Below are 18,927 nucleotides of genomic sequence, written 5' to 3'. Positions count from 1 at the left end.
TCCCATGGACGTGGTACTTCTTTTTGTCATGGTGATCGGCCTGATGCTGGTGGGCGTGCCGATTGCCGTCAGCCTTGGCTTTTCGTCGATCATCTTTCTGCTGGTGTTGTCGGACACGTCGCTGAGCTCTGTTGCGCAGACGTTCTTTCAGGCGATGGCGGGGCATTATACGCTCTTGGCGATCCCGTTCTTTATTCTGGCGTCGTCCTTCATGTCGACGGGGGGCGTGGCGCAGCGGATCATCCGGTTCTCGATCGCTTGCGTCGGACATCTGCCCGGTGGTCTGGCGATTGCGGGTGTCTTTGCCTGCATGTTGTTTGCCGCGCTGTCGGGGTCGTCTCCGGCGACGGTTGTGGCCATCGGGTCCATCGTGATCGCGGGCATGCGTCAGGTTGGCTATTCCAAGGACTTCGCCGCCGGTGTGATCGCCAACGCGGGCACCTTGGGCATCCTGATCCCGCCCTCCATCGTGATGGTGGTCTACGCGTCGGCGACCGATACCTCTGTGGGGCGGATGTTTCTGGCCGGGGTCATTCCCGGGCTGATGGCGGGCACCATGCTGATGACGACGATCTATGTCATTGCGCGCGTGCGCAATCTGCCCAAAGGCGATTGGAAAGGCTGGGGCGAGGTCTGGTCCGCTGGGCGCGAGGCAAGCTGGGGTCTGGGTCTGATCGTGATCATTCTGGGCGGCATTTACGGCGGCATCTTTACACCGACCGAAGCTGCGGCGGTGGCGGCGATTTATGCCTTTGTCATCGCGAACTTCATCTATCGCGACATGGGGCCACTGCGCACCGAAGACGGCCACAACAAGGCGCTGTGGGAAAAGCCCATTGCCTTGGTCACGGCGTTCTTCCACCGCGACACCAAGAACACGCTCTTGGATGCGGGTAAGCTGACCGTCACGCTGATGTTCATCATCGCCAATGCGCTGATCCTGAAGCATGTTTTGACCGACGAGCAGATCCCGCAGCAGATCGCGGGGGCCATGCTGGATGCGGGCTTTGGTCCGGTGATGTTCCTTGTGATCGTCAACGTGATCCTGCTGATCGGTGGCCAGTTCATGGAGCCCTCGGGCCTGCTGGTGATTGTCGCGCCGCTGGTGTTCCCGATTGCCCTGCAGCTTGGGATTGATCCGATCCATCTGGGGATCATCATGGTGGTCAACATGGAAATCGGCATGATCACACCGCCGGTCGGTCTGAACCTGTTCGTCACCTCGGGCGTGGCGGGCATGCCGATGATGCGGGTGGTGAAAGCCGCGCTGCCGTTCCTTGGCGTGCTGTTCATCTTCCTGATCATGGTGACCTATATCCCGCCGATTTCCACTTGGCTGCCTAATGAGGTCATGGGCCCGCAGGTGCGCTGCACTGGCGAGATGCTGCCGTCAGAGCCGCTGGAACGCGCCTTCTGCGAGGCACGCGGGTTTGGCGCCAGCCAGTAACCGCGCCACCAGATCGAGACGCCCCCGAAGAGCTTTCTTCGGGGGCTTTTTTATGGGCGAGGGATCAGCGGCAGACAGAAACCAGATGACCGTTGCGGTAGGTCCGATAGGTGTCGCGGCAGCCATGGCCGTGGTGACGGGCCGGGCGCGCATGACGACGCTGTGGCGCGGGGCGGGCCTGATAGTGGCGCGGGCCAGGCTGGACATAGCGCGGCTGCGCGACTGGCGCGCGGCCCTGTGCCGAATTCTGCAGCGCCAGCGTGCCCAATACACCGAGAACCACACCGCCGACCACATTGCGGTCATCTTGGTTCAGTGCCGCGGCGGGCGTGGCGATGGTGAGGCTTGCGACCGTGGCAGCGGCGACGAGTGCGGTGGTGAGACGTTTGAAAAACATGGGAATACCTTTCCTGAAATGGGCCGGAACGGCCTGCGGGAAAGGTCTGCCAAGGCGCGCTTGGCGTGCAATATCAGGGGCGTGTTATCGGATAACCTGCCGACTTAGGGGTTGCGGCGGACGTGAGTTGCCCGCCGCATGCCATATCAGGATGAGGCGTTCAGCGCATCGATGATTGGAACGAAGTCCGCCGCTTTCAAAGAGGCCCCGCCGACCAGCGCGCCATCGACGTTCGAGGTGGCAAAGATCTCGGCTGCATTGCTGCCTTTGACCGAACCGCCATAGAGCAGCCGGACCGAGCGCCCCACGCCCGCGCCAAAGCGGCGTTCCAGACGGGCGCGGATGAAATCATGGACGTTGCCGATTTCATCCGTGGTGGGCACCTTGCCGGTGCCGATGGCCCAGACGGGTTCATAGGCGACCACAAGGTTGTGTCCCGTGGCGGCGTCGGGGATCGATCCGGCAAGCTGTCCGCCAATGATGTCCAATGTGTTCGACGATTCGTATTGCGCAAGCGTTTCACCCACGCAGACGATGGCCGTGAGCCCGGCCTCCCACGCGCTTTTGCATTTATCGCGCACGGCGGCATCGGTTTCGCCATGATCGGTGCGCCGTTCCGAATGGCCCAGAATCACAAAGCGCGCGCCCGCATCGGCCAGCATCGGAGCAGATACATCGCCGGTGTGTGCGCCGCTTTGCGCGCTGTGGCAATCCTGTCCACCGATCGCAACCTGTCCGTGTCCTGTTGCAGCGGCCAGCAGCGGTGCGGGGGGGCAGATCAGCACCTCTGCCGTGCCTTTGGCAGCAGCGTCGGCCATGGCGTCCAGTTCGGACAGCATGGCGCGTGTGCCATTCATTTTCCAGTTGCCTGCAGCCAGTTTGGTTCGCATCGTTTTGCCCTCATAAGAATTTTGACGCAGTGTCTCTGTCACCGGCCAAAGGTCAACCCCGCTTGCACGCGGGCGGTCGGGCATGGCACATCCCTGATGCCGGACCCCAAAAGAAAGACCGACCCATGATCCCCGACCTTGACGCCGAATTGATCGCGGGCCGTGACCCGCAGACGCTGGCCACTTTGCGCGAAGCGGCCTTTGAGACGGGGTTTTTGCGGGTGACGAACACGGCCATCACACCAGCGCGGATGCGGCTGGTTCTTGCGGCCTACGCTGCGTTTTTCGATTTGCCGGAGGTGGAAAAGCGCGCGGTCGATATGGCCGTGACCGGGGCGAACCGTGGTTGGGGGGCGCCGCATTCGGAACAGGTCGATCCAGAGGCGAACCCCGATTACAAACAGGTCTTTGACAGCGGGTTCGAGGCGCCGCAGACCGGCCTTGCGGTCTATGCGGCCAACCTGTGGCCTGACCGGCCGGAAGGGTTTCGCCAGATTGTCGAGGCCTACTACCGCGATGCCAGCGCCGTTGCCATGTCGCTGCTGAGGGGCATTGCCGAGGGGATCGGGGCCGACAGGTCTTTCTTTGACGATAAATTCGACCGCCCCATGGCCTTGTTGCGTGGCAATGCCTATCCGCCGCGCCCGGATTGGGCGGGGGAAAAGGACTTTGGCATCGCCGCGCACACCGATTACGGCTGTTTGACCCTGCTGGGCACGGACGGTGTGCCGGGGCTGGAGGTGCAGACCCGTGACGGGGCGTGGGTGGCGGTCAACGCACAGCCAGGCACGTTCATTATCAATTTTGGCGAAATGCTGGAGATGTGGACCGAGGGGCAGGTCCGCGCCACGCCGCATCGCGTGCGCGGGACCTCAGAGGCGCGGATTTCCGTGCCGCTGTTCTTTAATCCCAACTATGATGCGAATGTCGCACCCGCCGGATCAGGGCAGGTGATCCGTGCAGGGGACCACCTGCAAAAGCGGTTCAACGAGACCTACAAACATCTGGGTGCGGGCAAGGGCTGACACGCGAAAGGCAAGCCGTCATGGCCTGCCGATGGATCACTTTGCCAGATCGCGTTCGGCGGCCAGCTCGTCGATGTCCTTGAACTTGATCGATTCCCCGCAACCGCAGGAATCGGTCACATTGGGATTGCGGAACTTGAAACCCGATTCCAGCAGCGAGGTCTCGTAGTCGATTTCTGTGCCGAACAGGAACATCTGCGCCATGGGCGCGATCAGCACCCGCGCGCCGTCGCGTTCGACGACCTCGTCATTGCTTTCGGGCGCGTCGACGTAATCCATTGTGTATTCCATGCCCGCACAGCCGCCCTTTTTCAGCCCGATCTTCAGGCCAAAGCGCTGGTCGCGGTCCATCAGCTTGCGGATCTGTTTCACCGCATTGTCGGTGATCGTCACGGGGGATTGGCCGGGAATGGCAAACATGAGGAGCCTCTTATCGCTTCGCCCCTAACCTAAGGGCTGTTGGTCACGATCTCAAGGAGGGGGAGGGTCGCATAGGCGCACAGCAACGCCCATAAAAATGAGGCAAGCGTGCCGACGATGACGTATTCGGCGGTTTTCTGGTCCTCGGAGGCGTCGTTGAAGCGCAGGATCGACTTGGCGGCGATCAGAAAACCGATGGCTGCGGGTTCGCCCACTAGGATCAGAAGAAAGATGAGCGCGCGTTCAAGCTGGCCGATCAGGCGCCCCGCTTCGGGCAGGCCGGTTTGCGGGAAATGCGCTGCAAACCGATTTGTCAGCGCGCCGACCGCATGGCCGCCTGCAAGAACCGCTGCGATGGCGCTTGCTGCCAGCAGATAGATCGCGGGCAGGGGCGCTATTGACGGGAAGAGGGGCTGTGGCAGCTGCGTCTGGGCTGTGGCGGCAATTGCAATCAGCGCGGCAATATGGGCCATCTGGTCGCCAAGGAATGCCGTGAAACCGGCGCTGACATGACGGGGCAGGGCGTATGTCTTGACCGCGTCGATGACGAGATGGGACAAAGCCACAGCCACAGCGATTTGCCAGCCGCCGCCCAGCAGCGCCAAGGTCAGCACGGCGTGAACCAGCACATGCGCCAACAGCACCGCCGGCTTGCGTTTGTGGGTCACCATCGCCTTGGTCTGCAACACAAAATCGCCGATCATATGCGCGGCCAGAAGCGCCGAGAACAGCGCTACCGCATCCGGTGTGATCAAGGGCATGTCGCGGCCTCCCATGCTGTCAGTGCCGCTGTCAGCGCGGGCCAGCGGGCCGCGTTTAATGCTTGATCCACCGCCTGTCGTGACACGCCCAGCGCGTCGGCAATGGCGCTGCGCGGACCTGCATCCGGGTGCAGTGCCTCGGCCACTGTGCGGGCCTGCGCCGGGGTCCAGCCGTCGGCAATGTCAGCGGCGAGGGCAGTCGTGGCATGGGTCGTGCCACCCTCTGCATGGGCCATCAGCGGACCGCGTTCCAGACGGTCCAGAAGGCGGCCAGAGGCGGTGAAACCCGCGCCATGGGCCGCGTTCAGATCCGGCGTGTCGGGCATCGGCTGGTCGTCACGGGCGAGGGCGATCCGTGTCGCGAGATCCCGTCCCGCGCGACGTGTCACGGCGGCAACCATCAAAGCGCAGCGCAGATCCATGACGGGGTCGGGCAGGGCGATTTGCCAGCCATCCCCGCCGCGACGCGCAAACCGGCCGCCAAACAGCTTGGCGACCGATGTGATCTGCGTCATCGTTTCGTCGATCTTGTCCGGAGCCATGGCGGTCGAATCCACGATATCCCCGGTTAAAACGGCATAGGGCATATGCAAGTAATAGTGCTTGCTTTTTTGTGATGCAAGTTATTTTGCTTGCGTCTTTGCGCGGCCACCTTCGGCCACGGTCACAAGCCCTTGCAGTTGGCGTAATATGTGACCGTCGCGGGCCAGTCGGAAAAGATCCCGGTGACGCCGACTTGCTGGGCCAGCACATCGACCACGGTGAAGTAATCCCCGTCGGTGGTGATCGCCTCGTTCACGCTGGAGAAATACCAGCCGCCGCCTTCTGCCAAGGGACCGGAGCGTTCCAAAGACCATGCGATCATGCCCAACCCGGCTTCTTTGGCGTGGCGCGCCAAGGTCGAGGGCACGATCTTCTCATCTTCTACTGTCAGCAACATCCAGATTGGTGGCGCGATGTAGTTCAGCCCCATCTCCTTGAGCTCTGCCATGCTGTGGGGCCAGGTTTCCGGGTCCATAGGGGAATAGCCGTCGATGCGGTATTCATCCATGAGATAGACCGCCTGCGCGCCGTAATCGCCAGCGGTGGAAATCCAGTGTTTCACGATCTCCAGATCAAAGGACTGTGGCCAGACCCGGTTCGGGGCGATGCCTGCTTCGCGATATTCTGCAATAAGCTTATCTGCGTAATCGGTATAGCTGAAGCCTTCGAACGCCATCTCGACAACGGGGGCCTTAAGCTCGGGGGTGAAATCCGCACCGAGGCTGTCGAACAGGGCAATCGATTCAGCATGGGTCAACAGCGTGGCATCCTGCGCAAAGGCTGTGGTGCGCCACGGGGCCACGCCGCCTTGGTAGGCCTCTGCAGTGGTGGCGCTGCGGTCGGCGCTGTCCATCTTGGGCGTCAGTTGGCGGAACTGTTCCAGCGTCAGGTCCGAGGCGCGGCATTCGGCCTGTGCTGGGGTGTCACCGGTCGCAGGCGTAAAAGGCGACACGCAGGTCGACGCCAGATCAGTGGTCAGAATGTTGGTCGTGGTGTGCAGGTCGTCTTGGGCGTGGCGACAGACCAGCTGTTTGTCTTTGGTAAAGGTGACGTCGCATTCCAGAATACCGGCACCCATGGCGGCAGCGGCGCGATTGGCCTCGACCGTGTGTTCGGGGAACATCATCGACGCCCCACGGTGACCGATGGAAAAGGCCGTGCGCTGCGGTGTTTGGTCAAGACATGCCTGCAAGTCTTCCTTCAGCGGGCCGTCCGTCATCTTCGACACCAGATAGGCGGGGCGCACGCCGTAGGTCAGCCCGCCTGTGTCTGCCTGTACCTGCGCCGCACCCAGCAGCAAAGCCGCGCCAGTCATGATCCGTTTCATATCTTATACCTCTGCGGTGATCGGTTAACCGAGAGCTTCACCGCAAAGACGTAACATGGGTAAGACGGACCGGGACACATTCACGCGAGACATAAAAAAACGCGCCCGAAACAGGGCGCGTCGTGATCGCTAAACCGGCGATGTCGTCACATAAAGCCCAGTTCCAGACGGGCCTCGTCCGACATCATGTCCATGCCCCAGGGCGGCTCCCATGTGATGTCCACGTTAACCTGTTTGACACCGGGGATCGGTTCGATCGCTTCCTGCAGCCAGCCGGGCATCTCGCCTGCGACGGGGCAGCCGGGCGCAGTCAGGGTCATGATCAGGCTGACCTCGTTCTGCTCCGTGATGTCGATGGTGTAGACCAGACCCAGATCGTAGATATTCACCGGAATTTCGGGGTCATAAACCGTGCGACAGCCTTCGACCACCGCATCATAAAGCGGGTGATCGGTGCTGGAGGGGGCGATCAGAGGGGCACCTTCGCCATGGGCGGCTGCGTCGGTCATTCAGGTCCTCATCATCTGGTAAGCGCAAATCTGACTGTTGATATAGGGAATGCGCCTGTCGGGGTAAAGGGTGGGTCAGTCGTCAGAGCTTATGCGTTTGCGCACAGGGGCTGGGCGAACCTTGGCCTCGATATGTTCGAACACCTTCTCGGCCACGTTCTTTTTGGTGGCGGTCTCGATTCCCTCGAGCCCGGGAGAAGAGTTGACCTCCAGAACCTTTGGCCCCTGTTCAGAGCGCAGCAGATCCACGCCCGCAATATTGAGGCGAAACGCCTTTGCCGCGCGCAGGGCTGTATCGCGTTCCTCCTTGGAGATACGCACAACAGAAGCATGCCCGCCGCGATGCAGGTTAGAGCGGAAATCGCCCTCGGCGCCGGTGCGCTTCATGGTTGCCACGACTTTGCCGCCGACCACGAGACAGCGAATGTCCTCGCCTGCGGCTTCTTTGACAAAATCCTGCACCAGGAAATTGGCTTTCAGGCCGCGAAAGGCATCAATCACCGACTCGGCGGCCTTCTTTGTCTCCGCCAGTACGACGCCTTTGCCTTGGGTCGATTCGAGCAGTTTGACGATCAGCGGGGCCGTGCCCACCAACCGCATCAGGCTTTGCGTGTCTTTGGGCGAGGCGGCGAAGGCCGTGTTCGGCATGCCGATCTTGTGCCGCGCCATCAACTGATGGGCATAGAGCTTGTCCCGTGATGCGGTGATCCCCTCGGACCCGTTGAGACAGAAGGTGCCGATGGTTTCGAACTGCCGAATGACAGCCGTGCCATAAGAGGTGATCGAGGCCCCGATGCGCGGAATCACCGCGTCGTAGCGGGGCAGGCGTTTGCCATCGTAATGGACCTCGGGGGTCAGCGCGTTGATCTGCATATAGCAGCGTGTGGTATCAATCACCTCGACCGTATGGCCGCGCTGTTCGCCTTCTTCCACCAGACGGCGGGTGGAGTAATTGTCCTCCCGCGACAGAACCGCGATACGCAGCGACCGGTTCGGGGCGGCCTGACGCACCCGCTGGTCTGTATAAACGTCATAGGACAGGCGGGGTTGCTGGAACCGGTCGGTGGCAACGATGGTGATATGATCCTTCAGCGCCTCACGCCCCAGCAACATGCGCGATGCCATGTTCGACCGGTCCGTCAATGTGACCTCGATCCGCCAGCTTTCGTCACCCACACGCAAGGTGGGGGCGATGACATAGCGCATCTCGGATTCGCCGTTCGAGGAGGTCACCTGCCGGCGATCCACGATTCGGGCGGAGCAGGGAATCACAAGATCCTCGCGCCCGGGAACCGGATGCACAGTAAAGCGGACCTTGGGGGCAGAGGCGGGGCCAAAGGTTTCGATATCAAAGGCATGCAGCGCCGATGTCCGCGCGCCGGTGTCCACCTTGGCGCGCAGCGCGGGCAGACCCAGATCGGGCAGGGAGACCCATTCTTCCCAACCGAAACGGATGGTGTCAGTGTTGTCTTCGGGCATATCGGTCATGGGATAACTCGCCTCGGGCGTCGGGCGCGCATCATGGCGCGGCGTAAGTGGTTACGTCCTCCCTATCCGTGATGGCGCGCTTTGTCATTCCCTTCCAGCGAAAGGGAGTGCTCTTCGAGCCATGACTGTACTTCTGCCACGCGCGAGCGGGCGACCGGCACCTGTGTTCCGTCATTTAGCACCAACACATGTTTGCCGCCGGTGCGCTGTAGATCACGCGCCGCGTGGGCCGCGACCCACCACGATCTGTGCGGCTGTATCCCGTCTTTGTTCTCTGTTTGGGCGATGATGTCTGACAGCCGGGCGCGATGTGTCATGGTTTCATCCGATAGCACCACATGTACGTGGTGTTCCTGGGCCTGCATGTGATGCAGTTTTTTTAGCGCGACCGGATTGGCACCGATGAGGATCTGACGTTCGGGAACGACGGCAATCTCTTTGATGTCTTCGGGCTCCGGCGAGTCGTCGGGCTCATCCTCAATGCAATTTGGCATGATGTAGCGCACGTAGATCAGCAGGAATATCTCGCAAACGATGTAGTAAAAGAAATACTGCGGCAGACTGCCAAAGCCGATGGCGCCATCGGTCATGTACCGTACAGCCACCTCGCCCAGCAGGATCGACGGCACCATGCTCAGCAACGTTTTACCGGCATCGGGAAATGCAAAGCGTCCGGTCCGGAGCTGGATAGCGGCCAAGCCTGCCATGACAAAGCCTTGACCAAAGAGAAAAGTCGCCATCGCTAGCGCCCAGATGAAAACCAGCTCTCCGAATGAGATGTTGCCCTGCAGGCCCGGGGCGTCGGTCGCAACCAGCACGAAAAAGATCATCGCGACGTAGATCTGCGTATCGCGATGACACAGCAGGCGCACATACTCATTCAGGCTGACCGAGGACCGCCCGCCGAAACTGTCTACAAAACTGAGCGGGAATGCGAAAATCCGTTGCATTCAAAGCTCCCTGATATTCGTTAACTATTTGTTAACCTTTTAATGTCGCAAAATGTTGCAGTCTGCAAGAAATGCCAGCCGATGTCGTGGTCTCGTCAACTAAAGTATCCAGATTTGGGGGGCGAGGTTAAAAAAATGGGGCGAGGCGAAAAACTGTCCGAAAAGTGCTTGACGGTCTTTGCGGTAATCCATACAAGCCCCCTCACGCCACGACGCAGACGCAACGGTGACACACCAGCGCAAACGCCAAGCGGCGATGGAAACGGCAGAGCGGTTGTAGCTCAGTTGGTTAGAGTACCGGCCTGTCACGCCGGGGGTCGCGGGTTCGAGCCCCGTCAACCGCGCCACTTCCGTTTCTTCGAAAGGCCCCCGCTTCGGCGGGGGCTTTTTCGTCTCTCTCCCTCATGGATGTTGCTTTATGTGCGCCGAGTAGGTGCTTTAACTTTGCCCCGCAGGCATTTGTAATCGCGCAGCAAAATGACTTTACGAAAACTTCAATTTTGGGCTTGCGCCCGTCTGAGCCTATGGGTATTACGCCCCCATAGCGCGGTTGTAGCTCAGTTGGTTAGAGTACCGGCCTGTCACGCCGGGGGTCGCGGGTTCGAGCCCCGTCAACCGCGCCACTTTCACCTCTTCAAGAGAGTGACGATTTGAAATCGGACGCCTGTGGCGGTCCGGTTTTTTCGTTTTGGCGTGGTGGTTTTGAATTCACTTCGACGTCCGCTGGATCTGCAAACGAAAAGGGCGCCCGATGCGGACGCCCTGTTTCACGATCATATCGGTTTGGCGCTCATGCGCCCCAAGTGCGGACGGGGCCGCAATCCATATGAACGAAATTCGAAGAGGAGTAGCGACCCACGCCACCCGCTCGGCAGGCGGAGGCGGCTTTGGCCATTTGGCCCACGGATCGGCTGGACAGGCGCAGGTCCGCAGCTTGGCCACGCAGGTGGCGGGAATTCTTGGCCACACCGGAGGAGCGCGCCCGCAGCATAGCGTTGGTTTTCGGCGAGCGATAACCGGAGATCAACATGTACGGCTCGGAGCAATCCATCAGATTGTGCGCAGCGCACATAAGATCGATGGTGCGCAGATCCATGCTTTTGACGTCATTGGTCCGCCAGTCGCGCATGAAGTAGTTCACTTCCTTCACTGCGTCGGCGAGGTATTCACCCTCGATCCAGTAGATCATGTCGATGCGTTCGCCGGTCCGGCCGGACTGCATCTGAATGCGACGAATGTCGCCCGCGCCGCGCAAAAAGCCGGCTGCGTTGGAGTATGTGGGGGCTGCGACCAGTGCTGTCGCTGCAAATGCTCCGAGTAAACCCCGGCGCGTGATGCCCGTTTTCAGTTCTGCCATAATAAGCGCCTGTCCCGTGGTCGCTGCTACCTGTATGCGCGGATCGTTGCCGCGCTCTGCCATCTATCCCCAGATGTCGGGAACTTTATGGCACGAATCGCGTTATCCTCAAAGGGCGATTTGTCACAAAATTTAGCAATCAAGGGGAACTTGGCGAATTCTCGCGCAAGGTGCTTCAACTGTGACCAGTTTGCGCAGCTGGTGGTTCACTTCATGAACAATCACGCCGAAGTGAACGGAATAGGTGCCTTACGCATCAAATTGAACTATCCCTAGTTTACATGGTTAGGCCATTGTAAGACAACTGAATTTAAGGGTGACGTTAGGATCAGGGGGTGAACCATGGGCCATTACAAGGCTGTGGATTTTATTAAAGTATCGAAGACACGCACAGGTTTGCTGGGCGGCGCATTGATCGGGGCGTTTCTGACGCTTCAGGCAGGTCCGGTCACCGCTGCACCGCTCGATTTCAAAGTGACCGCTTATAAACAAGCCGTGGCCGAGGGGCTCGGTGGCGTCGAAGGTATTGCCAGCTTTTACCGCGCGCGGGATTTCGCCCCCATCTGGACCGGCGATGATGCGGACAGCCAAGCGCGCAGGCTTGCCCTGATCGAAGCTTTCGGGATGGCCGATGTGCATGGCTTGCCCACGCAGCGCTACAACGCGCAGAACCTGATGAACAAGATGGCGGCGGCCCGAACGGATCGGGATCGCGGGCTGCTTGAGGTTGAGCTGAGCGAGACATTTATCAGTTTTGCCAATGATCTGCAGTCGGGCATCATCGACGACCCTGAGCGCGTCGATAACCAGATCAAACGCGAATTGCCGCGCCGCGCGGCCGAGGATCTGCTAACCCGACTGACAAGCGAAGCGCCTGAAACGGTGCTGCGCGGTCTGGTCCCGCAAACGGCGGAGTATTCGCGGCTGATGCGCGCCAAGCTGATGTTGGAGCGTAAGATTCGCCAAGGTGGTTGGGGCCCGCGGGTCAGCGCGTCCAAGCTGGAACCGGGGCAGAGCGGCAATGCTGTGGTGGCTCTGCGCGATCGTCTGGTGTCCATGGGCTATCTGACGCAATCGCTGTCTGGCTCATACGATTCCGCGATGACTGCGGCCGTGCGCCAGTTCCAGGAGGACCACGGGCTGGAGGCGGACGGCGTCGCCGGAAGCTCGACCCTGACAGCGATCAACGTCGCGCCAGAGGAACGTCTGAAATCGATCATCGTCGCTATGGAGCGCGAGCGCTGGATGAACATCGAGGGTGGGCGCGGCAAGCGGCATGTCCTTGTGAACCTGACAGATTTCCACGCCCAGGTTATCGATGATGATAAGGTGACGTTCGAGACGCGCTCGGTCATCGGCCATCAGGATGCGGACCGGCGCACGCCGGAATTCTCCGACAGCATGAGCCATATCGTCATCAACCCGTATTGGTATGTGCCGCGCTCGATCATCGTTGGAGAGTATCTGCCGCTGCTGCGGTCGAACCCCGGCGCTGTGGGCCATATGGACATTATCGATTCCCGTGGCCGCGTGGTCAGCCGAGGCCAGAGCTTTGCCCGCTATTCTGCGCGCAGCTTCCCGTATTCCATGCGTCAACGTCCCGGTCCGCGCAACGCCTTGGGGTCGGTGAAGTTCATGTTCCCCAACAAATACAACATCTACCTGCATGACACCCCCTCGCAGCATTTGTTCGCCCGCGAGGTCCGCGCGTTCAGCCACGGCTGTATCCGTCTCGACGATCCGCATGAGTTCGCCTATGCGCTGCTCGCCTTGCAGGAAAGCGACCCGGAAACCTATTTCCAGAACATTCTGCGGTCGGGTCAAAACACGCGCGTGAACCTTGATGAGGCGGTGCCGGTGCATCTGATCTACCGCACGGCGTTCACTCCGGCCAAAGGCCACGTGAATTACCGCCCCGACATCTACAACCGCGATGCCAAGATCTGGGAGGCGTTGCAGGTCGAAGGTGTCAGCCTGATGACCCAGTGGGATAGCTGAACTTAACAGCACATCTTATATGAAACGCGCGTCCCGATCGGGGCGCGCGTTTTTGAATGCGCGGGCGGGGGCCATGGACATTCTATCCGTTCGCGTCCTAGACCGTCACCCAAGAGCAAGCAGAGGGAACGCATGTCCTATACCGTCGCACAGATTGCCGAAGCCCTTGGTTTGACCGCCGAGGGGGACATATCCCTGACCGTTTCGGGCGTGGCCGAACCGCAATCGGCGGGACCAGATCAGATTGCGCTGGCGATGAAGCCGGAGTTTGCCGCACGGATCGGCGAAGGCCGCGCTCAGGTGGGCATGTTATGGCAGGGTGCTGACTGGCAAGCGATGGGACTACGGGCCGCGCTCAGTGCCGCGCGCCCGCGCTTTGCTCTGGCAGGGGTGGCCGCGATGATGGACGCAGGTCAGGGCTATGGGGCAGGGGTGCACCCCTCGGCGGTCATCGAAGACGGCGCGCAGATCGGCGAGAACGTCAGCATCGGTCCGATGACCGTTGTCATGGCGGGCGCCCGCATTGGCGACGGCAGTGTCATCGGCCCGCAGTGTTTCATCGGATCTGACGTGACATTGGGCGAAGGCGCTTTGTTGCACAGCGGTGTCCGGCTGATGGCGCGGGTCAGGATCGGCGCGCGTTTCATCGCCCATGCGGGCGCTGTGGTGGGGGGCGACGGGTTCTCCTTTGTCACGCCAGAGCCGTCGGGCGTGGAAAAGGCCCGCGCCAGCCTTGGCGAAGAGGGCACCGATGCCGCGCAAAGCTGGAGCCGGATCGCCTCTCTTGGCGCGGTGAACGTCGGGGATGACGTCGAAATCGGCTGCAACACCTGTATCGATCGCGGATCGGTGCGCGACACCCGCGTGGGCAGCGGCGTCAAGATGGATAACCTTGTTCAGATCGGCCACAACGTGATCATCGGGGATGACACGATGGTTTGCGCCGGTGCGGCGATTGCGGGGTCGTCTGTGCTGGGCCGCAATGTCGTGGTCGGGGGCTGTGCGGGCATATCCGACAACCTCAAGATCGGGGACCGTGTGATCCTTGGCGGCGGGACAATGGTTCTGTCCAACGTGCCCGAGGGCCGCGTCATGCTGGGCTATCCCGCGATGAAAATGGACAGCCACGTCGAAAGCTACAAAGGTCTGCGCCGCTTGCCGCGTCTGTTCAGCGACGTGGCGGAGTTGAAAAAGACGGTTTCCAAGCTGGTTGGGAATGACTAAATCTGCGCCAACTGAGGGAGAGTGAGGTCGCAGCCATGAACGTCAAGGACAAGGTGATCGAGATCGTCGCCGAGCAAGCCATGCTTGAGCCATCGGACATCACAATGGACAGCACCCCTGAAAGCGTCGGAATCGACAGTCTGGGCTTGGTCGAGGCGATCTTTGCCATCGAAGAGACCTTTGATATCTCTGTGCCTTTCAACGCGAATGAGCCGGAAGCCTCGGATTTCGACATATCTTCTGTTGCGACCATCGTGGCGGGCATCGAGCAGCTGATTGCCGAGAAAGCCTCGTGAAACGGGTTGTGATCACCGGCGCGGGAACGATCAACGCGCTGGGAATGGACGTGGCCAGCACGCAAGAGGCCATGCGCGAAGGCCGCTGTGGCATCGGCCCGCTGGAATTTCGGGACGTTGACCGGCTGGCGGTCAAAATCGGCGCGCAGGTCAAAGGGTTCGACCCGGAGTCTGTGTTCAATCGCCAGCAACTGTCGCTTTATGACCGCTTTACGCAATTTACCCTGATCGCTGTGCGACAGGCCGTGGCGCAGTCCGGTCTGGAATTTCATGGCGAGATGGCAGATCGCTCCGGTGTGGTTCTGGGCACATCGGGTGGCGGTCTGACGACGCAGGATGAAAATTACCGCGCCGTCTACGAAGAGGGCAAGAACCGCGTGCACCCGTTTGTGGTGCCAAAGCTGATGAACAACGCCGCGACCAGCCATGTGTCGATGGAATTCAACCTGCGCGGCCCTTCCTTTACGGTGGCGACGGCGTGTTCTTCGTCGAACCACGCGATGGGACAGGCCTTTTCGATGATCCGGTCGGGCATGTGTACGGCGATGATCACCGGCGGTTCCGAATCTATGCTGTGCTTTGGCGGGGTAAAGGCCTGGGAAGGTTTGCGGGTGATGTCCAAGGATGCCTGCCGCCCGTTCTCGGCCACCCGCAACGGCATGGTGCAGGGCGAGGGCGCGGGCGCCTTTGTCTTTGAGGAATACGAGCATGCCAAGGCGCGCGGGGCTGAGATCCTCGGCGAGGTCTTGGGGTTTGCGATGACATCGGATGCGGCGGACATTGTGATGCCGTCAAAACAGGGCGCGGCGCGGGCGATTTCCGGTGCGCTGCGCGATGGCGGTATCGACAAGACCCGTGTCGGCTACATCAACGCCCACGGCACCGGCACTGCCGCCAATGACAAAACAGAAAGCGCCGCCGTGGCGGATGTGTTCGGACAGCACGCCAATGATCTGATGATATCCTCGACCAAATCGATGCACGGGCATCTGATCGGGGGCACAGGCGCGGTTGAACTGCTGGCCTGCTTGATGGCGCTCAACGAGGGCGTGATCGCCCCGACCATCGGCTACGAGGAGCCCGATCCGGAATGTGCTCTGGACGTTGTGCCCAACGAGGCGCGCGAGGCAGAGGTTGATGTGGTGCTTTCCAACGCTTTTGCCTTTGGCGGTCTGAACGCGGTTCTGGCGTTGGGGCGGATTTAAATTGATCATTCGGGTCGGCGCTTAGTCCGGCCCGGTCCAGATGTTGCCGTCTGCGCCGTCTCGTCAGAAAGATATCTCTAGGGAACTCCCAGCCAAAGGTTGCGTTGGACAGACAAGGCTAACGCACAGGAGGAAGCCATGGCTTTGAATACCCTAAAAGACGTCTACATCGACCAGCTGCAAGATCTCTACAGCGCGTGTTTGCAGGCAGAGGGCGTGATGGATGCGCTGACAGCTGCCGCAACCGACGCCGAGCTGAAAGATGCGCTGAAATCCGGTAAATCCGGCATCGCAGACGGCAAGGCGCATCTGGAAAAGATTATCCGCGCCCATGACGCCGATCCCGAAGGCGAGCATTGCAAAGGCATGGAAGGTCTGGTTGCCGAAGCACGCGCTCACGGTCTGGAAGAAGAGTTCGGCGACTACGATGCGCGTGATGCCATGATCATCACCCAGTATCAGCGCATGACGCACTACGCGATCGCGGGCTACGGCTGCTGCGCGGCTTTTGCGAATCGTCTGGACCTGACGGAAGAGGCCGCCACTCTGGGCGAAATGCTGGACGCATCCTGGTCCGGCGACCGCCGTTTCTCGGGAATCGCGCAGGGGTCTGTGAACCGCGCTGCCGCTGAATGATCTGCATTTGAATTAAATGCATAGTAAAAGGCCCCCAATCGGGGGCCTTTTTGCGATCAATAACCGCGCCAGATCCAGCCGCCGCCAAAGATACGGCTGGCGCCATCCGAATGGTCGGGATCGTAGAAAACGCAGGCCTGTCCGGGGCTCACACCCTCTTCCGGCGTCAGCAGCTCGACCTCGGCCGTGGTTTCGGACAGCGGGCGCAGAATCGCCTCGCGCGGAGGGCGGGTGGACCGCACCTTGACGGCCAGCGTCCATTCTTTGCGCGACATCAGCGGCTCATCTCCGAGCCAGTTGATCTCACGCACCGGGATGGTCCGTGTGGCCAGCATTTCCTTAGGCCCGACAACCACTTGTTTCTTTTCGACATCCAGTTTGACGACATAAAGCGGCGTGTCCAAACCGCCGATGCCCAAGCCGCGCCGCTGGCCGATCGTGTAGTGGATCACGCCCTTGTGCTCGCCCAGTACACGGCCATCTGCGTGTACGATCTCGCCCGGCTCTGCCGATCCGGGGCGCAGCTTTTCGATCACGGCGGCGTAGTTGCCATCGGGGACAAAGCAGATGTCCTGCGAGTCGGGCTTGTTCGCGACAACCAGACCATATTTGGATGCAAGCTCGCGCGTGGCATCCTTGCTGGGCAAGTGACCAAGGGGAAATCTAAGGAAATCAAGCTGTTCGGGCGTGGTCGAGAACAGGAAATAGCTTTGGTCGCGGTTGGCGTCCGTGGCGCAATGCAACTCGGGGCCGGTGGGCCCATCCTTGCGCTGGATGTAGTGCCCCGTCGCCATGACATCGGCATCCAGATCTTTGGCCGTCTCCAGAAGATCCTTGAATTTCACCCGTTCGTTGCAGCGGATACAGGGCACAGGCGTCGCCCCGCCAAGGTAGCTGTCGGCAAACTCGTCGATCACCGCGTCCTGAAAAATGTTCTCATAATCAAGAACATAATGGGGGAAGCCCATTTCTTCGGCGACCCTGCGGGCGTCGTGAATGTCGATGCCTGCACAGCATGCACCCTTTTTCGCCAATGCGGCACCGTGGTCATAAAGCTGCAGCGTCACACCGATGACATCATAGCCTTCGTCTTTCAGCATCGCCGCCACGACAGAGCTGTCGACGCCGCCGGACATGGCAACGACGACGCGGGTGTCAGATGGCGCTTTGCGCAGGCCCAAGCTGTTGAGGGGCATGTCTTCGGGCATTGATCGATCTCCGTGGAATGCGCGGAATATAGGAAAAATCGAAATACTCTCAAGGGGTGGTTTCAGGCGTCGTTAAGGGCTGGCTGTCTTTATCGTCACGCAGACGATGCCCGGAGATGTGACCGATGTACCTCAAAAAGATTGATGGCCCGCGCGCGGTGAAGCTTCCTGACGGCTCTACGATGACACGCGCGGACTTGCCCCCGCCGGCGACCAGACGATGGGTCGCCTCGCGAAAGGCTGCCGTGGTGAAGGCTGTGCAATATGGGCTAATCAGTCAGGAACAGGCGCGGGAACGCTACGCGTTGAGCGAGGAGGAACTGTTGGAATGGGTCAAGGCGGCGACGGAACACGGCGAAGATGCATTGAAAGTGACCCGTGTTCAGCGGTATCGTCAACCTTAAGTAGCATAGTTGCCTTTGCTCAACTGCGGTAATAGGACGTTAACCTTTTTCAATCACGGTATTGTCAGCTCTTAGACCACCCCCGGAGACCGCAAATGCGTATTTTGCTAGTTGAAGATGACCCTACCACATCCAAAAGCATCGAGCTGATGCTGAGTCATGCGAACCTGAACGTCTATTCGACGGATATGGGGGAGGAAGGTATCGATCTGGCAAAGCTTTACGATTACGATCTGATCCTGCTGGATTTGAACCTGCCCGATATGAACGGGCACGAGGTTCTCCGCCAATTGCGGGTCGCACGGATCGATACGCCGATCCTCATCCTCACCGGCGAGGATGACACCCAGTCGAAAATCAAAGGGTTCGGTTTCGGCGCAGACGATTATATGACCAAGCCCTTCCATCGTGACGAACTGGTGGCCCGCATCCATGCGATCATCCGCCGATCCAAGGGGCATTCCCAATCGGTTATCCGCACGGGCAAGGTCTCCGTTAATCTGGACGCCAAGACCGTTGATGTGGGCGGCAAGTCCGTTCATCTGACGGGCAAGGAATACCAGATGCTCGAGCTGCTCTCTTTGCGGAAGGGAACCACCCTGACCAAAGAGATGTTTCTCAACCACCTCTATGGCGGCATGGATGAACCCGAGCTGAAGATTATCGATGTCTTCATCTGTAAACTTCGCAAAAAGCTGTCCGAAGCCACCGGTGACGATAATTACATCGAAACGGTCTGGGGGCGCGGCTACGTGCTGCGCGACCCTGAACCCACGGAAGATGACAACAAAAAAATGGCTGCGAACGCCTGATCTAATACGGGTCATCCGCTGGACCTTGGC

Annotated in this window: 20 protein-coding genes and 2 tRNA genes; 11 read left to right on the top strand and 11 right to left on the bottom strand. The window is 60.2% G+C overall.

Going from position 1 to position 18,927, the window contains the following annotated elements; all coding sequences use genetic code 11:
* Nucleotides 1–4 precede the first annotated feature (4 nt).
* Nucleotides 5–1,447 (top strand): TRAP transporter large permease, encoded by a 1,443-nt coding sequence (locus ACN5AZ_RS03045; RefSeq protein WP_419427366.1) that lies wholly within the window; start codon nucleotides 5–7, stop codon nucleotides 1,445–1,447.
* A gap of 64 nt (nucleotides 1,448–1,511) precedes the next feature.
* Here the strand turns inward: ACN5AZ_RS03045 and ACN5AZ_RS03040 are convergent, their stop codons facing one another.
* Both ACN5AZ_RS03040 and tpiA read right to left on the bottom strand, forming a co-directional pair.
* Nucleotides 1,512–1,844, bottom strand: coding sequence for a hypothetical protein (locus ACN5AZ_RS03040; protein ID WP_419427365.1), 333 nt, complete (start codon nucleotides 1,842–1,844; stop codon nucleotides 1,512–1,514).
* Between the two features lie 146 nt (nucleotides 1,845–1,990).
* Complete coding sequence (gene tpiA / locus ACN5AZ_RS03035; protein ID WP_419427364.1) at nucleotides 1,991–2,734, bottom strand: triose-phosphate isomerase; 744 nt, start codon at nucleotides 2,732–2,734, stop codon at nucleotides 1,991–1,993.
* A 125-nt stretch (nucleotides 2,735–2,859) separates the two neighbouring features.
* On the opposite strand from tpiA, the gene ACN5AZ_RS03030 reads away from it, so the two are divergent.
* Nucleotides 2,860–3,759: an isopenicillin N synthase family dioxygenase gene (locus ACN5AZ_RS03030; protein WP_419427363.1), complete on the top strand. Its 900-nt coding sequence runs from the start codon at nucleotides 2,860–2,862 to the stop codon at nucleotides 3,757–3,759.
* Nucleotides 3,760–3,795: 36 nt separating this feature from the next.
* Here the strand turns inward: ACN5AZ_RS03030 and ACN5AZ_RS03025 are convergent, their stop codons facing one another.
* From ACN5AZ_RS03025 to ACN5AZ_RS02995, 7 genes are all read right to left on the bottom strand, one after another.
* Nucleotides 3,796–4,179, bottom strand: a complete 384-nt coding sequence (locus ACN5AZ_RS03025; RefSeq protein WP_419427362.1) for a HesB/IscA family protein — start codon at nucleotides 4,177–4,179, stop codon at nucleotides 3,796–3,798.
* 29 nt (nucleotides 4,180–4,208) lie between these two features.
* Entirely contained in the window at nucleotides 4,209–4,940 is a 732-nt protein-coding gene (locus tag ACN5AZ_RS03020) for a DUF3307 domain-containing protein (protein ID WP_419427361.1), read from the bottom strand.
* Nucleotides 4,931–5,527, bottom strand: coding sequence for a MarR family transcriptional regulator (locus ACN5AZ_RS03015; protein WP_419427360.1), 597 nt, complete (start codon nucleotides 5,525–5,527; stop codon nucleotides 4,931–4,933). Before ACN5AZ_RS03015 ends, ACN5AZ_RS03020 begins: the two co-directional genes overlap by 10 nt.
* A 77-nt stretch (nucleotides 5,528–5,604) precedes the next feature.
* Complete coding sequence (locus tag ACN5AZ_RS03010) at nucleotides 5,605–6,810, bottom strand: glycerophosphodiester phosphodiesterase family protein (protein WP_419427359.1); 1,206 nt, start codon at nucleotides 6,808–6,810, stop codon at nucleotides 5,605–5,607.
* 146 nt (nucleotides 6,811–6,956) lie between these two features.
* Complete coding sequence (locus tag ACN5AZ_RS03005; protein ID WP_419427358.1) at nucleotides 6,957–7,319, bottom strand: SUF system Fe-S cluster assembly protein; 363 nt, start codon at nucleotides 7,317–7,319, stop codon at nucleotides 6,957–6,959.
* A gap of 75 nt (nucleotides 7,320–7,394) precedes the next feature.
* On the bottom strand, nucleotides 7,395–8,807 hold the full coding sequence (gene rimK, locus ACN5AZ_RS03000; protein ID WP_419427357.1) for a 30S ribosomal protein S6--L-glutamate ligase: 1,413 nt from the start codon (nucleotides 8,805–8,807) through the stop codon (nucleotides 7,395–7,397).
* Between the two features lie 62 nt (nucleotides 8,808–8,869).
* Nucleotides 8,870–9,757 (bottom strand): LytTR family DNA-binding domain-containing protein, encoded by an 888-nt coding sequence (locus tag ACN5AZ_RS02995; RefSeq protein WP_419427356.1) that lies wholly within the window; start codon nucleotides 9,755–9,757, stop codon nucleotides 8,870–8,872.
* A gap of 270 nt (nucleotides 9,758–10,027) precedes the next feature.
* Here ACN5AZ_RS02995 and ACN5AZ_RS02990 point away from each other — a divergent pair.
* Nucleotides 10,028–10,104 (top strand) — tRNA-Asp (locus ACN5AZ_RS02990).
* A gap of 199 nt (nucleotides 10,105–10,303) precedes the next feature.
* A tRNA-Asp gene (locus tag ACN5AZ_RS02985) sits at nucleotides 10,304–10,380 on the top strand.
* A 167-nt stretch (nucleotides 10,381–10,547) separates the two neighbouring features.
* Here the strand turns inward: ACN5AZ_RS02985 and ACN5AZ_RS02980 are convergent.
* Nucleotides 10,548–11,114 carry a YcbK family protein gene (locus ACN5AZ_RS02980; RefSeq protein ID WP_419427355.1) on the bottom strand — a complete coding sequence of 189 codons (567 nt, stop codon included), beginning with the start codon at nucleotides 11,112–11,114 and terminating at the stop codon, nucleotides 10,548–10,550.
* 342 nt (nucleotides 11,115–11,456) lie between these two features.
* Between ACN5AZ_RS02980 and ACN5AZ_RS02975 the strand changes: the two genes are divergently transcribed.
* From ACN5AZ_RS02975 to ACN5AZ_RS02955, 5 genes are all read left to right on the top strand, one after another.
* On the top strand, nucleotides 11,457–13,112 hold the full coding sequence (locus ACN5AZ_RS02975) for a L,D-transpeptidase family protein (RefSeq protein ID WP_419427354.1): 1,656 nt from the start codon (nucleotides 11,457–11,459) through the stop codon (nucleotides 13,110–13,112).
* A gap of 132 nt (nucleotides 13,113–13,244) precedes the next feature.
* Entirely contained in the window at nucleotides 13,245–14,336 is a 1,092-nt protein-coding gene (gene lpxD / locus ACN5AZ_RS02970; protein ID WP_419427353.1) for a UDP-3-O-(3-hydroxymyristoyl)glucosamine N-acyltransferase, read from the top strand.
* A gap of 35 nt (nucleotides 14,337–14,371) precedes the next feature.
* Complete coding sequence (locus tag ACN5AZ_RS02965) at nucleotides 14,372–14,632, top strand: acyl carrier protein (RefSeq protein ID WP_419427352.1); 261 nt, start codon at nucleotides 14,372–14,374, stop codon at nucleotides 14,630–14,632.
* On the top strand, nucleotides 14,629–15,837 hold the full coding sequence (locus ACN5AZ_RS02960) for a beta-ketoacyl-[acyl-carrier-protein] synthase family protein (protein WP_419427351.1): 1,209 nt from the start codon (nucleotides 14,629–14,631) through the stop codon (nucleotides 15,835–15,837). Before ACN5AZ_RS02965 ends, ACN5AZ_RS02960 begins: the two co-directional genes overlap by 4 nt.
* A 138-nt stretch (nucleotides 15,838–15,975) precedes the next feature.
* Nucleotides 15,976–16,473: a ferritin-like domain-containing protein gene (locus ACN5AZ_RS02955; RefSeq protein WP_419427350.1), complete on the top strand. Its 498-nt coding sequence runs from the start codon at nucleotides 15,976–15,978 to the stop codon at nucleotides 16,471–16,473.
* 56 nt (nucleotides 16,474–16,529) lie between these two features.
* Here ACN5AZ_RS02955 and mnmA read toward each other — a convergent pair whose 3' ends face one another.
* On the bottom strand, nucleotides 16,530–17,681 hold the full coding sequence (mnmA, locus tag ACN5AZ_RS02950) for a tRNA 2-thiouridine(34) synthase MnmA (RefSeq protein WP_419427349.1): 1,152 nt from the start codon (nucleotides 17,679–17,681) through the stop codon (nucleotides 16,530–16,532).
* Nucleotides 17,682–17,806: 125 nt separating this feature from the next.
* Between mnmA and ACN5AZ_RS02945 the strand changes: the two genes are divergently transcribed.
* Nucleotides 17,807–18,085 carry a DUF1153 domain-containing protein gene (locus tag ACN5AZ_RS02945; protein ID WP_419427348.1) on the top strand — a complete coding sequence of 93 codons (279 nt, stop codon included), beginning with the start codon at nucleotides 17,807–17,809 and terminating at the stop codon, nucleotides 18,083–18,085.
* Between the two features lie 95 nt (nucleotides 18,086–18,180).
* Nucleotides 18,181–18,897, top strand: a complete 717-nt coding sequence (ctrA, locus tag ACN5AZ_RS02940) for a response regulator transcription factor CtrA (RefSeq protein WP_419427347.1) — start codon at nucleotides 18,181–18,183, stop codon at nucleotides 18,895–18,897.
* The last annotated feature ends 30 nt before the right edge of the window (nucleotides 18,898–18,927 follow it).

Origin of the sequence: Sagittula sp. SSi028, from assembly GCF_048553715.1 — a bacterium.
Taxonomy (GTDB): domain Bacteria; phylum Pseudomonadota; class Alphaproteobacteria; order Rhodobacterales; family Rhodobacteraceae; genus Sagittula.
The sequence above is the reverse complement of the archived record's forward strand: the minus strand, read 5'-3'. Positions and strand labels throughout refer to the sequence as shown.